Here is a 14,008-nt window from a genome sequence, read left to right on the forward strand (position 1 = left end):
GACGGCGCGTTTTTTATTGGCAGGCGGGGAGGCCTAGTCGCCGCCGCCGGTGGTGGTGTTGAAGCCGGCGTCGACGTAGGTAATTTCGCCGGTGATGCCGGACGCGAGATCCGACAACAGGAAGGCGGCGGCGTTACCCACCTCGTCAATCGTCACGTTGCGGCGCAAGGGCGCGTTCTTGGCGACCAGGTCGAGCTTCTCGCCGAAATTGGCAATGCCGCTGGCGGCCAGGGTCTTGATCGGGCCGGCCGAGACGGCGTTGACGCGAATGCCCTTGGGGCCGAGGCTTTGTGCCATGTAATAGACGTTGGATTCGAGGCTGGCCTTGGCCAGCCCCATCACGTTGTAGTTGGGCGCGCTGCGAATGGCACCGAGGTAGGTCAGCGTCAGCAGTGCGGCGTTGCGGCCTTCCATCATCGGCAGCGCGGCCTTGGCCAGCCCGGCGAAGCTGTAGGAGCTGATGTCGTGGGCGATACGAAAATTTTCGCGGGTGACGCAGGATAGGTAATCGCCGGCCAGGGCTTCCTTCGGCGCGAAGGCGACCGAATGCACCAGACCGTCAAAGCCGTCCCAGTGTTTGCCGAGCTCGGCAAACAGGGCGTCGATCTGCTCGTCGCTGCCGACGTCGCACGGGAATACCAGGCTGGAGTCGAATTCCTTGGCAAATTCGGTGACACGGTCCTTGATGCGTTCGCCCTGGTAGGTGAAGGCGAGTTCGGCGCCTTCGCGCTTGCACGCCTTGGCAATACCGTAGGCGATGGAGCGGTTGGAAATGACGCCGGTGATGAGCAAACGCTTGCCTGCTAGAAATCCCATGGTGGTCTCGAAGAGTTGAGAATCATGGATTATAGCGGCTGACGCCGGCGGCGCGCTTGGGTACACTTGCGGGATGACACGTGCCGGGACGATACTACTGCTGGGCTTGAGCCTGGGCCTGACGGCAGGCTGCAGCGACAGCCTCAATCATCCCTATCCCGGCAGCGAAGCGGACGCCAACGTGCTCTACAGCGCGTTTTCCGAGCGTCCCAAGCATCTTGATCCGGCGCGCTCCTACAGCTCGAACGAAGTCGAGTTCACCGGCCAGATCTACGAGCCGCCGCTGCAGTACCACTTTCTCAAGCGCCCGTACGAACTGATCCCGCTGACTGCCGAGGCGGTGCCCACGCCGCGCTATCTCGATGCGGCCGGAAAGCCGCTGCCGGACGACGCGCCCGCAGCGGCGATTGCCGAAAGCGTGTACGACATCCGCATTCGCCCCGGCATCCGCTACCAGCCGCATCCGGCGTTTGCGCAGGATGCGGCGGGGCGCTATCGTTACCATGCACTGAGCGCAACGGACGTCGCCGGCAAGATCCGCATCGGCGATTTCGAGCACAGCGGCACGCGCGAACTGGTGGCGGCCGACTATGTGTACCAGATCAAGCGTCTGGCCCATCCCAGCCTCAGCTCGCCGATCTTCGGCCTGATGAGCGAGCACATCGTCGGTCTGAAAGAGCTGGGCGAGGCCATGCAGCAGGTGGCGAAGGCGCAGCCGGACGCCGTGCTGAACCTCGACGACTTTCCGCTCGCCGGCGCCGAGGTGGTCGACCGCCATACCTATCGCATCCGCATCAGGGGCAAGTATCCGCAGTTCATCTACTGGCTGGCGATGCCGTTCTTTGCGCCGGTGCCGTGGGAGGCCGAGGTGTTCTACGCGCAGCCCGGCATGGCCGACAGGAATCTGACGCTCGACTGGCAGCCGGTCGGCACCGGGCCGTTCTACATGGCGGAAAACGATCCCAACCGCCGCATGGTGCTGAAGAAAAATCCGCATTACCACGGCGAAACCTATCCGGTGGACGGCAACGACGAAGATCGCGCGGCCGGCCTGCTGGCGGATGCCGGCAAGCCGCTGCCGCTGGTGGACGCAGCCGTGTACAGCCTGGAAAAGGAAACCATCCCCTACTGGAGCAAGTTTCTGCAGGGCTATTACGACAGCTCGGGCATCAGTTCGGACAGCTTTGACCAGGCCGTGCAGTTCACTTCCGGTGGCGACCCGCAGCTCACCGATAGCATGCGCGATAAGGACATCCATCTCGTCACCGCGGTGGCTGCCTCACTCTGGTATGTCGGTTTCAACATGCTCGACCCGGTGGTCGGCGGGCTCGGTGAAGACCGCCAGAAGCTGCGCCAGGCGCTGTCGATTGCGTTCGACTACGACGAATTCATTTCGATTTTCCTCAATGGCCGCGGCATCCCCGCGCAGGGGCCGATCCCGCCGGGGCTGTTCGGCTATGTCGACGGCGTGGACGGGCTGAACCCGTATGTGTACGAGGCGCGTGACGGCGCCATCCAGCGGCGCCCAGTCGAGGCGGCAAGAAAGCTGCTGGCCGAGGCAGGCTATCCGAACGGCCGCAACGCGAAGACGGGCGAGCCGCTGGTGCTGTATTTCGACACCATGGCGAGCGGCCCCGACGCCAAGTCGCGGCTCGACTGGATGAAAAAGCAGCTCGACAAGCTCAACGTGCAACTGGTGGTGCGCGGCACCGACTACAACCGCTTCCAGGACAAGATCCGCAAGGGCAACGCGCAGCTGTTCGAATGGGGCTGGAACGCCGACTATCCCGACCCGGAGAATTTTCTGTTCCTGCTGTACGGCCTACACAAGAAAGTCGGCACCGGCGGCGAGAATGCGGCCAACTACGACAACCCGGAATTCAACCGCCTGTTCGAGCGCATGAAGGACATGGACAACGGCCCCGAGCGCCAGCAGGTGATCGACGCCATGCTGGAAATCGTGCGCCGCGATGCGCCGTGGATCTTTGCGTACTATCCCAAGTCCTTCGGCCTGCGCCATGGCTGGGTACACAACGTCAAGCCCAACCTGATGGCCAACAACACGCTCAAGTACCGCCGCATCGACCCGGCGCTGCGCGAGGCCCGGCGCGAGGCGTGGAACCAGCCAGTGCTGTGGCCGATCGCGCTGCTGATCGCGGCGCTGGTCGCCGTCATCGCGCCGGCGGCGATCGCGTGGCGGCGGCATGAAAGGAAAACCGCCTGATGGGCGCTTATATTCTGCGCCGGCTGCTGTACGCGATCCCGATCCTGATCGGGGTCAACCTGCTGACTTTTGCTTTGTTCTTCGTCGTCAACACGCCGGACGACATGGCGCGACTACAGCTCGGCGCCAAGCACGTGACGCCGGAGGCGATCGAGCGCTGGAAAGTCGAGCACGGCTACGACAAGCCGCTGTTGTTGAATGCCGAGGCGAAAGGCAGCGAACAGTTCACCGACACGATCTTCTTTAAGCACTCGGCGGCCATGTTCGTCTTCGAATTCGGCAAGGGTGACGACGGCCGCGACATCGGCAACGAAATCCGCACGCGGATGGGACCGAGCCTGGCGATCGCGCTGCCGGTGCTGGTGATCGGACTGATGGTCAACATCACCTTTGCGCTGTTGATGGTGTTCTTCCGCGCCACCTACCTCGACCTGTGGGGCGTGGTGCTGTGCGTGGTGCTGATGTCGATCTCGGGCCTGTTCTACATCATTGCCGGGCAATACTTCATCGCCAAGCTGTGGAATCTGCTGCCGATCTCGGGTTTTGCAGGCGGCATCGACGGCTTCCGCTTCATCCTGCTACCGGTGCTGGTCAGCGTGGTGGCCGGTATCGGCAGCGGCGCGCGCTGGTATCGCACGATCTTCCTCGAGGAGATCGGCAGGGACTACGTGCGCACCGCGCGCGCCAAGGGACTCAGTGAAGTGCGGGTGCTGTTCCGCCATGTGCTGAAGAACGGCATGATCCCGATTCTCACCGGCGTGGTGGTGGTGTTGCCGCTGCTGTTCATGGGCAGCCTGATCACTGAATCCTTCTTCGGCATTCCGGGGCTGGGCAGCTACACCATCGATGCGATCCAGGCGCAGGATTTTGCGGTGGTGCGCGCGATGGTGTTCCTCGGCTCCTTCCTCTACATCATCGGCCTCATCCTGACCGACATTTCGTATTCGTGGGTCGATCCGCGGGTGAGGCTGCAGTGAGCTTCATGCCGGTGATCCTGTGGACCGATGCGCTGATTTTCGCGCTGCTGGTCGTCGTGCTGGCGCTGGTCTGGTTCATCCGCCGCCACGAGCACCTGCGGGCGCCATGGAAGCACGTTGCGCAGCGGCCGATGGCGATGGGGGCGGCGCTGGTGCTCGGCGTGTTCGTGGTGATCGGCCTGCTCGATTCGCTGCATTACCGGGAAAGGCTGGCCGACAGTCCGGCCGACGCGCCGCAGTATTCGGTCGAGGTGCTGTCGGTGTTCGACGCGCTGGTGAGCGGGCTGCGCACGCGGCAGGAAAAAACCTATTCGGCGCCGCTGGCGATGCAGCTCTATGCCAAGGAATTCATCCAGCGCGACGGAGAAACCGTGCGCGACCACCCGCGCCTGAAATATGGCGGCGCGCACCTGACGCACGCCGACGAGCGTGGACCGGACATCACCCGGCGCACGCTGGTCGGACTGGCGCAGGGCCTGGCGGTGAGTCTGCTGCTGTTCGGCCTGCTGGCGGCGTGGCAGGCACGGCGCACGCAGGTGCAGATGGGCGCATGGCTGGAGGCCTGGGCGACGGGCGCGCTCGGCTGGCCGGGGCGGACTGTCGTGCTGGTGCTGACGCTGATGCTGCTGCTGGCCGGCGTGCTGGCGCAACTGGCGTCGGGCTATCACGTGTTCGGCACCGACAAGGTTGGGCAGGACGTGCTTTACATCAGCCTCAAGAGCATCCGCACCGGCCTCGTCATCGGCACCCTCACCACGCTGGTCACGCTGCCGCTGGCGATCGGCTTCGGCATCGCTGCCGGCTATTTCCGCGGCTGGATCGACGATGTCATCCAGTACATCTACACCGTGCTCAATTCCATTCCCGGCGTGCTGCTGATTGCCGCGATGATCCTGATCGTGCAGGTCGCCATCGAATCCCATCCCGAGTTGTTCGATACCGCGGCGGCGCGCGCCGACATCCGGCTGCTGGCGCTATGCCTGATCATGGGCGTCACCAGCTGGACCGGCCTTGCCCGCCTGTTGCGCGGCGAATCGCTCAAGCTCAGAACGCTCGACTACGTCGAGGCGGCGCGGGCGTTCGGTGTGTCGCACACGCGCATCATCAGCCGCCACATCTTCCCCAACGTGTTCCATCTGGTGCTGATCGCCATCGTGCTCGATTTCTCCGGTCTGGTGCTGGCCGAAGCGGTACTGTCCTACGTCGGCGTCGGGGTCGATCCCTCGATGTACAGCTGGGGCAACATGATCAACGGCGCGCGCCTCGAGCTCGCGCGTGAGCCAGTCGTCTGGTGGCAATTGGGCGCCGCGTTCGTTTTCATGTTCACGCTGGTGCTGGCCGCCAACCTGTTTGCCGACGGCGTGCGCGACGCGTTTGATCCGCGCCTGGGAGGCCGTCGATGAAACCGCTGCTCGAGGTGCGCGATCTCGTCACCGGCTTCGGTTCCACCCGGGTGGTCGACGGCGTGTCGTTCCGGATTGCGGCGGGTGAAACCTATGCGCTGCTGGGCGAGTCCGGCTGCGGCAAGTCGATCACCGCGTTATCGCTGATGCGTCTGCTGCCGGATGGCGGCCGCGTCGTCTCGGGCCGCGTGCAGCTCGGCGAAACCGATGTGCTGGCGCTGCCCGAACGCGAGATGCGGGGGGTTCGCGGCGGTGGTATGGCGATGATTTTCCAGGAGCCGATGCTGGCGCTGAACCCGGTGATCAAGGTGGGCACGCAGATCGGCGAGGCCCTGGCGCTGCACCGCACGCTGGACGGACAGGCGGCGCGAGAGGCCGCGCGCGCGCTGCTCGACGCGGTGAGCGTGCCGGATGCGGCACGCCGGCTCGACAGTTACCCATTCGAATTGTCGGGTGGCCTGCGCCAGCGGGTGATGATCGCGATGGCGCTGGCGGGCGAGCCCAGGTTGCTGATCGCCGACGAGCCGACCACCGCGCTCGACGTCACCATCCAGGCGCAGGTGCTCGACGTATTGCGCCGGCTCAAGGCCGAACGCCAGATGGGGATGCTGCTGATCACGCACGATCTCGGCGTGGTGGCGGAAAATGCCGATCGCGTCGGCGTGATGTACGCCGGCGAACTGGTCGAGGAGGGCGCGCGCGACGCCTTCTTCGCGTCGCCGCAGCATCCCTACAGCCGCATGCTGTTCGAGGCGCTGCCGCGTGCCGGCGACGGCGGCCGGTTGACCACGATTCCCGGCCAGGTGCCGCCGCTCGATGGCGTGCTGATCGGCTGCCGCTTCGCTCCGCGCTGTCCGCATGCCATTGCGCGCTGTCGCGACGAATCGCCTGACTGGCAGGACCTCAACGGCCAGCGCGTGCGCTGCCATCTGGCCGGCCAACTGCCGGCGAGCACCGTGCGCGCGGTGACTGCGCAGACGGCGGCCCTGGCGGCGCAGCCCCTGCTGCAGGTTGAAGGCCTCAAGGTGCATTTCCCGATCCGGCGCGGCCTGATCCAGCGCACCGTCGGCCACGTGCGCGCGGTCGACGACGTCTCACTCGATATCCAGGCGGGACGTACGCTGGCGCTGGTCGGCGAGTCGGGCTGCGGCAAGACCACGGTGGGCAAGGCGCTGCTGCGCCTGATCGAGCCGACGGCGGGAAGCATCGTGCTGGGCGGCGAGCCCATTACCGCACGGAATGCCTCCAGCCTGCGGCGACAGGCGCAGATGGTGTTCCAGGACCCCTACAGCTCGCTCAACCCGCGCATGCGGGTGGCCGACATCCTGCTCGAAGGCATGGACGCGCTCAAGGTGGGCAATGCGCCCCAGCGCCGCGACGCGGTGGCGCAACTGCTGCGCCAGGTGGGGCTGCCTGACGATGCCGGCGGCCGCTATCCGCATGCGTTCTCGGGCGGCCAGCGCCAGCGTATCGCGATTGCGAGGGCACTCGCAGTGTCGCCGCGGCTGGTGATCTGCGACGAGCCGACCAGCGCGCTCGACGTCTCGGTGCAGGCGCAGATTCTCAATCTGCTGAAGGACCTGCAGAACGACCTGGGCCTGGCCTATCTCTTCATCACCCACAACCTCGCGGTGGTCGAGTACCTGGCGCACGCGGTGGCGGTGATGTATCTCGGCCGCATCGTCGAACAGGGCGCCGCCGCCGACGTGCTACGCGCGCCGCGCCATCCCTACACGCAGGCACTGGTGAGCGCGGTGCCGCGCATCGAACCGCCGGCCGGCGAAGGCATCATCCGGCTGGCGGGCGACCAGCCCTCGCCGCTCAATCCGCCGGCCGGCTGCCACTTCCATCCGCGCTGTCCCAAGGCGGGCGCCCTGTGCCGGCAAACCTATCCCGAGCGCACCGACCTGGGCGACGGCCACTGGGTGCGCTGCCACTGGGTAGCAGGGCGGCTCTAGAACCGGAGACTGAATTGAATCACGGCAAGCACTCACGCAACTTCTGGATCGGCAACGGCGTCCTCGCCGTGGCGATGCTGATGATGTTTTTCATGGGCCCGCTGTCGGATGCGCTGGGCATCTGGGCGGCCGTGCTGTGGATGGTGCTGGCTGCGGTCGGGATGGCACTCCTGATGTCGGACAAGTCGGGCGATCCGCCCGAGCCCGACTGACGCGTTCGCCCGCCGCCTCAGGGCGCGCTGACGACGAGGCGCTGTCCTGCGCGGATCAGGCCGCGTTGTCCGATCGTGGGATTCCAGGTTTTCAGTTGCCCCAGGCTGACGTCATAGTGCTGGGCGAGGTCGAGCAGCGTGTCGCCGCGCCGGACCGTGTGGCGCACTGACGGGGCCGGCCGCGTCGGGCTTGTTTTCAGGCTGGTGGCCTGCAGACCTTCCGGCATCAGTGTGCCTGTGCCGGTGGGCAGTTGCAGCACTTGGCCAGGCCGCAGTGCAGCATCGAGGCCGGGGTTGAGCTCGGTCATCCGGGCGAGCGTCAGGCCGTGGCTGCGCGCGATGCCGAACAGCGTGTCGCCGCGCTGCACCACATGACGCGCGGGCCGCGTGTGCTGCGTGGTGGTGGCGCGGCTGCGGACCGGCACCAGGATGGTCTGCGCGCGCACCAGCCGGCCTTTTTTCAACTGCATCTGGTTGTGCTCTTCGAGCCGCGCGAGGCTGACGTCGAAGCGCTGGGCGATGGCGGCGGCCTGCTCGCCGCGCTGCGCGGCATAGGGCTGCCAGGAATCCCAGTGGCCGGTCTCCAGATTGCGCTGGAAGGTGTCGGTACGGTCGACCGGCACCAGCAGATTGACCGGCGTGTCCGAACGGATCAGTTTGCGCGGAAACGCGGCATTCAGCGCGGCGAATTCATCACTGCTCATGTCGGCCAGCCGCGCGGCGGAATGCAGGTCCATGCTGGCGTGGACCGTGACCTGGCTGAAGTAGGGCTGGTTTGGCAGGTGTTCGATGGCGATGCCGTGCAGCGCGGGCGCGTGGATCAGGTTCCGCAGCGCCAGCAGCTTGGGCACGTACTGGCGAGTTTCATTGGGCAGCGACAGGCTGGCGTAATCGGTGGGCAGTCCCTGCTGGAGATTGTTCTGGATCGCGCGCGCAATGCAGCCCTCGCCGCAGTTGTAGGCCGCCAGTGCCAGCTGCCAGTCGCCGAAGTCGAGATACAGCTTGCCCAGATAGTCGAGCGCGGCGTTGGTCGCCGCGGTGAAGTCGCGCCGGCCGTCGTACCAGCTGTCCTGCCTGAGGCCGTAGTGGCGACCGGTGGAGGGAATGAACTGCCAGATGCCGGAGGCGGCCGACGGCGACAGCGCGGCCGGGTTGAACGCGCTCTCGATCATCGGCAGCAGCGCGATTTCCATCGGCATCGCGCGGCGGTCGAGTTCCTCGACGATGTGATAGAGGTAGGGCCGTGCGCGCACGGCCAGGCGGCGCACGTTGTCCGGGCGCGCGGCAAACCATGCCGCATGGTCGCCCACCAGCGGATTCGCCGTGGCCGTGTCGTCGATGCGAAAGCCCGCGCGGATACGCTGCCAGACGTCGTCGTGGCCGGCGTCGACTGCGGGTTCAGCATCGTCGGCGGGAATATCGGTGTGCCACTCCAGCGCCATCGGCGCAGGCGCGATTTCTTCGGGTAGCGCCTCGGCCAGCAGCGGGCTGGCGCAACACAGCGCCAGCAGGGCGAGGGCGAATCGGTGGGGGAGGGTGCGGGCCCGCAACAGGCGGGCCGGATGGATGCCGGGCAAGACGGTCTCCCGTATTCAACAGAGCCCCCATCGTAGGGGCCGGGGCGGATGCGGTCAACCGTCCCAGGCGTCCTTGGCGGCGCGGATGGCGCCGAACACCTCGGCCGGGCTGGGATGCCGGCGATTCAGGTAATTCGCGGCAAAGGCCGTCATGTCGGGGTCATGGAATCGCAGGAAGGGGTTGGTCGTTTTTTCCAGTGCCAGCGTGCTGGGCAGGGTGGGCTGATGCTGGGCGCGCAGGGCGCGGTCGGCACGTTCGCGCTCAAGCAACGCGGGATTTGTGCCGTCGATGGTTTTGGCAAAGTCAATATTGCTCAGGGTGTATTCGTGCGCGCAGCAGACTCGGGTAGCATCGGGCAGGCTGAGAATCGCGTCGAGGCTGGCGGCCATCATCGACGGCGTGCCTTCGAACAGCTTGCCGCAGCCGCAGCCAAATACGGTGTCGCCGCAGAACACGCAGCCGTGGCCGACGTAGCTGATGTGATCGAGCGTGTGGCCCGGCGTGGCGAGGATCTCGAAGTGCAGCGCGGGCGCCGCCAGGTCCAGCGTATCGCCGCCGCGCAGCACATGGGTGACGGCGGGAATGCGCGGATTGTCCGGGGCGTGAATGGCGCAATCGTAGCGTTGACGCAGCAGGGTGTTGCCGCCAGTATGGTCGCGATGATGGTGGGTGATCAGCACCGCGGTCAGTGTCAGCCGATGGGCGTCGAGATAGGCGATCAGCGGCGCGGGATCGCCCGGATCGACCGCGACGGCGTGATGGTCGTCGTGCAGCACCCAGATGTAGTTGTCATCGAACGCGGGCAGGGGAATGAGCGTCAACATGGGCAGGAGGCCGGAGTAAAGGAGTGGCTATGTTATCCAAGCTGAATACGGAATGGTTTGAAACGCCGCTGGGGCAGCATCTGCTGTTTCGCGAGCAGCGCTATTTCGACAACGCGGTGTCGGATGTGTTCGGTTTCAATGCCGTCCAGGTCGGCTTGCCGCACCTCGACTATCTGCGCAACAGCCGGATTCCGCTGCGGGTGAACTGCGCGGTGGAGTCGCCCGCCGGCGTGCGCGCCGACCCCATGTTCCTGCCGTTCGAGGGCCAGTCGCTCGATCTGCTGCTGCTGCCGCACGTGCTGGAGTTCAGCGCCAACCCGCATCAGGTGCTGCGCGAGGCCGAGCGCGTGCTGCGTCCCGAAGGCCGCCTGGTGCTGGCCGGATTCAACCCGCGCAGCCTGTGGGGGCTGGCGCGCGTGATGCAGGGGGGCGAGCGCGGCTATCCGTGGAACGGCAATTTCCTCAACATCTCGCGGGTGAAGGACTGGATGGCGCTGCTGGGATTCGAAGTGGCGGCCGGCAGCATGTGCTGCTACCGGCCACCGGTCAATCGCGACAACTGGCTGCGTCGCACCCGCTTCATGGAACCGGCCGGCGACCGCTGGTGGGCCATGGGCGGCGGCGTCTACTTCCTGCAGGCGGTCAAGCGCGTGCAGGGCATGAACATCATCCTGCCGCAATGGAAAACCCCGGTGGCGCAGCGCCTGCTGTCGCCCGCGGCCAAGGTGGTCAATCTCAAGCAGTATCGGATGCGTCGTGAGCGCTGACACCATCTACATCTACAGCGACGGCGCCTGCAAGGGCAACCCGGGCGTCGGCGGCTGGGGCGTGCTCCTGGTGACGGACGGTCACCGCAAGGAAATCTGCGGCGGCGAGGCCGACACCACCAACAACCGCATGGAAATGACCGCGGTGATCCGCGCGCTGGAATCCTTGAAGCGTCCGTCCACGGTCGAGGTCCACACCGACTCGCAGTACGTGCAAAAAGGCATCAGCGAATGGATGGCCGGCTGGAAACGGCGCAACTGGCGCACCGCCGACGGCAAACCCGTCAAGAACCAGGACCTGTGGCTGCAGCTGGATTCCTTGACCCAGTTGCACCGCATCGAATGGAAATGGGTGAGAGGCCATTCCGGCCATCCCGAAAACGAACGCGCCGATGCGCTCGCCAACCAGGGCGTGCTGCAGGCGCTGCAGAACGGTTAGAAACCATGCGGCAAATCATTCTCGATACCGAAACCACCGGCCTCGATCCTAACCAGGGCCATCGCGTCATCGAAGTGGCGGCGGTGGAAATGGTCAACCGGCGACTGACCGGCAATCATCTTCACCGCTATGTGAACCCGGACCGCGACATCGACGCCGGGGCGATGCAGGTACACGGCATCACGCCCGAGTTTCTGCAGGACAAGCCGCGCTTTGCCGACATTGCGCAGGAGTTTGTCGATTTCATCCAGGGCGCCGAACTCATCATTCACAACGCACCGTTCGACGTCGGCTTCCTCAACATGGAGCTGCGTCTGCTCGACATGGCGCCGCTGCCGACCTGGTGCGACGGCGTGACCGACACGCTGGCGATGGCCAAGGCGCTGCGTCCCGGACAGCGCAACAACTTGGACGCGCTGTGCAAGCACTATGGCGTCGACAACGCGGCGCGCACGCTGCACGGCGCGCTACTCGACTGCGAACTGCTGGCGGCGGTGTACCTGGCGCTGACGCGCGGTCAGGAAAGCCTGTCGATCGGGCTGGAGGCGCGCAGCGCCGGGGTCGCTCAGGCCGCCGCGCGCGCACGGCCCAGCCCGATCCTGCTGCCGGCCTCGGCCGCGGAGCAGGCGGCGCATGCGGACCTGCTCGAGGCGATCGCCCGCGAGTCTCAGGGGACCTGCCTGTGGAGCGCAGGACCGGAGGCGGTTTGACGGCAAGTCTATCGCTTGCAGACAGCACGCTGCACAGGCTGGCGCGATGGGGCTTGGCATTCGCCGTCCTGGCGATGGGTGTGGGACAGGCGCTTGCCGCGCAGGTGGCGGTGGTGCTGAGCGATGACTCGGCGCCCTATCAGGAGGTCTATCAGGTCGTGCGGGCCCATCTGGCCGAGCGCGGCCACGAGGTTCAGCAGGCCTATGCCGTGGGCCTGGCCACTGCCGCGTTGAACGAATCGCGGCTGGCGGTGGCGGTGGGCGTGCGGGCCGCCGAGTCCCTGGCCGCGCAGCCGCTGCGCACGCCGATGCTTGCGGTACTGGTGCCGCGCAGCTGGTATGTCGGCGGTGGCCGCAGCCGTTTGAGCGATGGCGGCCGCCGACTCGCATCGGCCATTTTTCTCGACCAGCCGCCCGAGCGACAGGCACAGATCATTCGCCTGGCCTTTCCTGAGGCGCAGCGTGTGGGCGTGCTGACCAGCGCCGGGCAGCCGCTGCTGCTGGCCGAACTGGACGACGCACTGCGGACGCAGCGGCTCGGCATGGTATGGCAGGAACTGGCGCCGGATGCGCGCCTGATCGGCCCGCTTGAGCAGGTTCTGGCGAATGCCGACCTGCTGCTGGCGGTGCCCGATCCGCAGGTGTTCAACCGCAATACCGCGCAAAGCCTGTTCCTCACGTCGTACCGCTACCGCGTGCCGGTGCTCGGTTATTCGCAGTCGCTGACGCGGGCGGGTGCGCTCTTGTCGCTGCATTCCAGCCCCGCGCACATCGGCCGGCAGGCCGCCGAATGGATCAATCAGGTATTGAATGCCGGACCGCTGCGGCTGCCGCCGCCTGCCCACCCCGTGTATTTCGATGTTTCGATCAACGAGCAGGTGGCGCGCTCGCTCGGCTTCGTCTTGCCGCCGGAAGCCGAGCTGGAAAAACAATTGGGAGGCGGGCGCTGATGATGACTTCATTGGGGATACGCGGACGCGTGGTCGGGCTGGCGGTGGTGCCAGTGGCGATCATCGGCGTGCTGCTGCTGTTCCAGCTGATCACCGCAAAAATCGACGACCTCGACCAGTCGCTGCGCACCCGCTCGGTGGCGATTGCCCGGCAGCTGGCACCGGCCGCCGAATACGGCGTGGTGTCGGGCAACTTCGAGGTGTTGCAGAACCTGCTCGAAAAAGCCGCCATCGAGCCCGACATTCGCGGCGTGGCGGTGTTCACCGACAGCGGCCACGTGCTGGCGCAGGTGGGGCTCAGCACCTGGAACGGCGACATGCGGACGCGCCTGCCGGACGACCGCATTCACCAGGTCGAGTATCCGGACCACCTGGTGTACTTTGCACCGATCACCCAGACCGAGGTGGCGGTGGACGATTTCCATGCGGTTACCACCCAGTCTGCCGCGTCGCCCCGTTCGACCCGGCTGCTCGGCTGGGTCGGGCTGGACGTGTCGCGCAGCGCCACCATCCAGAGCCAGCGCGACGCCATTGTCCGCAGCCTGGCCATCCTGCTGGCCGGTCTAGGCGTCAGCTTCTTCTTTGCCTGGCGCATCGGGCGCCAGATCACGCGGCCGATCCTGTCGCTGACGCACACGGTGAGCCGCATCGGCGAGGGGCATCTGGATGAACGGGTGGCGCAGACCGGCGGGGCCGAACTGGGCATGCTGCAGCGCGGCGTCAATCACATGGCCTCGCATTTGCAGACCATGCAGGACCAGATGCAGGAGAAGATCGACCAAGCCACTGCGCGCCTGGTGTATCAGGCCAGCCACGACGGCCTGACCGGGCTGATCAACCGCCGCGAGTTCGAGCAGCGGCTCGAGCGCATGTTGCTGTCGTCGCTGCAGCAGGGCCGTGAGCATGCGCTGTGCTACATGGACCTCGACCAGTTCAAGGTGATCAATGACACCTGCGGCCACGCGGCGGGCGACGAGCTGCTGCGCCAACTGGCGCTGCTACTGAAAGCCAATCTGCGCGAACGCGACACGCTGGCCCGCCTGGGCGGCGACGAATTCGCCCTGCTGCTGGAGAACTGCACGCCCGCCGATGCGCTGGAAGTGGCAGATGCCTTCCGCGCCGAGGTGCAGCGCTTCCGCTTCAAATGGGG

The 14,008-nt window shown here is 66.1% G+C and carries 13 protein-coding genes; 10 read left to right on the forward strand and 3 right to left on the reverse strand.

Going from position 1 to position 14,008, the window contains the following annotated elements; genetic code table 11:
* Nucleotides 1–33: 33 nt before the first annotated feature.
* The gene (fabI, locus tag Q8R61_RS03645) at nucleotides 34–816 is read right to left on the reverse strand and encodes an enoyl-ACP reductase FabI (RefSeq protein WP_305534314.1); all 783 of its coding nucleotides are present in this window, start codon (nucleotides 814–816) and stop codon (nucleotides 34–36) included.
* Nucleotides 817–889: 73 nt separating this feature from the next.
* On the opposite strand from fabI, the gene Q8R61_RS03650 reads away from it, so the two are divergent.
* From Q8R61_RS03650 to Q8R61_RS03670, 5 genes are read left to right on the forward strand one after another with little or no spacing between them, the layout of a single operon-like run.
* Entirely contained in the window at nucleotides 890–3,040 is a 2,151-nt protein-coding gene (locus Q8R61_RS03650; RefSeq protein ID WP_305534316.1) for an ABC transporter substrate-binding protein, read from the forward strand.
* Complete coding sequence (locus tag Q8R61_RS03655; protein WP_305534318.1) at nucleotides 3,040–4,017, forward strand: ABC transporter permease; 978 nt, start codon at nucleotides 3,040–3,042, stop codon at nucleotides 4,015–4,017. The genes Q8R61_RS03650 and Q8R61_RS03655 overlap by 1 nt, the downstream gene beginning before the upstream one ends.
* A gap of 5 nt (nucleotides 4,018–4,022) precedes the next feature.
* Nucleotides 4,023–5,420 carry an ABC transporter permease gene (locus Q8R61_RS03660; RefSeq protein ID WP_371133549.1) on the forward strand — a complete coding sequence of 466 codons (1,398 nt, stop codon included), beginning with the start codon at nucleotides 4,023–4,025 and terminating at the stop codon, nucleotides 5,418–5,420.
* Entirely contained in the window at nucleotides 5,417–7,378 is a 1,962-nt protein-coding gene (locus Q8R61_RS03665; RefSeq protein WP_305534322.1) for an ABC transporter ATP-binding protein, read from the forward strand. Before Q8R61_RS03660 ends, Q8R61_RS03665 begins: the two co-directional genes overlap by 4 nt.
* Before the next feature lie 14 nt (nucleotides 7,379–7,392).
* On the forward strand, nucleotides 7,393–7,590 hold the full coding sequence (locus Q8R61_RS03670; protein WP_305534324.1) for a hypothetical protein: 198 nt from the start codon (nucleotides 7,393–7,395) through the stop codon (nucleotides 7,588–7,590).
* A 17-nt stretch (nucleotides 7,591–7,607) separates the two neighbouring features.
* Here the strand turns inward: Q8R61_RS03670 and Q8R61_RS03675 are convergent, their stop codons facing one another.
* Nucleotides 7,608–9,167, reverse strand: a complete 1,560-nt coding sequence (locus tag Q8R61_RS03675; RefSeq protein ID WP_305534326.1) for a LysM peptidoglycan-binding domain-containing protein — start codon at nucleotides 9,165–9,167, stop codon at nucleotides 7,608–7,610.
* A 54-nt stretch (nucleotides 9,168–9,221) separates the two neighbouring features.
* Entirely contained in the window at nucleotides 9,222–9,992 is a 771-nt protein-coding gene (gene gloB / locus Q8R61_RS03680; RefSeq protein WP_305534328.1) for a hydroxyacylglutathione hydrolase, read from the reverse strand.
* Between the two features lie 29 nt (nucleotides 9,993–10,021).
* Between gloB and Q8R61_RS03685 the strand changes: the two genes are divergently transcribed.
* The 5 genes from Q8R61_RS03685 to Q8R61_RS03705 all read left to right on the forward strand — a co-directional run.
* Complete coding sequence (locus Q8R61_RS03685) at nucleotides 10,022–10,759, forward strand: class I SAM-dependent methyltransferase (protein WP_305534330.1); 738 nt, start codon at nucleotides 10,022–10,024, stop codon at nucleotides 10,757–10,759.
* A complete protein-coding gene (rnhA, locus tag Q8R61_RS03690) occupies nucleotides 10,749–11,198 on the forward strand; it encodes a ribonuclease HI (protein ID WP_305534332.1) in 450 nt (149 codons plus the stop codon). The genes Q8R61_RS03685 and rnhA overlap by 11 nt, the downstream gene beginning before the upstream one ends.
* Nucleotides 11,199–11,203: 5 nt before the next feature.
* The gene (gene dnaQ / locus Q8R61_RS03695) at nucleotides 11,204–11,908 is read left to right on the forward strand and encodes a DNA polymerase III subunit epsilon (protein WP_305534334.1); all 705 of its coding nucleotides are present in this window, start codon (nucleotides 11,204–11,206) and stop codon (nucleotides 11,906–11,908) included.
* 53 nt (nucleotides 11,909–11,961) lie between these two features.
* Nucleotides 11,962–12,858 carry an ABC transporter substrate-binding protein gene (locus tag Q8R61_RS03700; protein WP_305534336.1) on the forward strand — a complete coding sequence of 299 codons (897 nt, stop codon included), beginning with the start codon at nucleotides 11,962–11,964 and terminating at the stop codon, nucleotides 12,856–12,858.
* The coding region (locus tag Q8R61_RS03705; protein WP_305534338.1) for a diguanylate cyclase domain-containing protein at nucleotides 12,858–14,008 on the forward strand (1,151 nt) is incomplete at its 3' end. The genes Q8R61_RS03700 and Q8R61_RS03705, both read left to right, overlap by 1 nt.

The sequence above is a fragment of the Thiobacillus sp. genome (assembly GCF_030696885.1).
In the GTDB taxonomy this organism is placed as follows: domain Bacteria; phylum Pseudomonadota; class Gammaproteobacteria; order Burkholderiales; family Thiobacillaceae; genus Thiobacillus.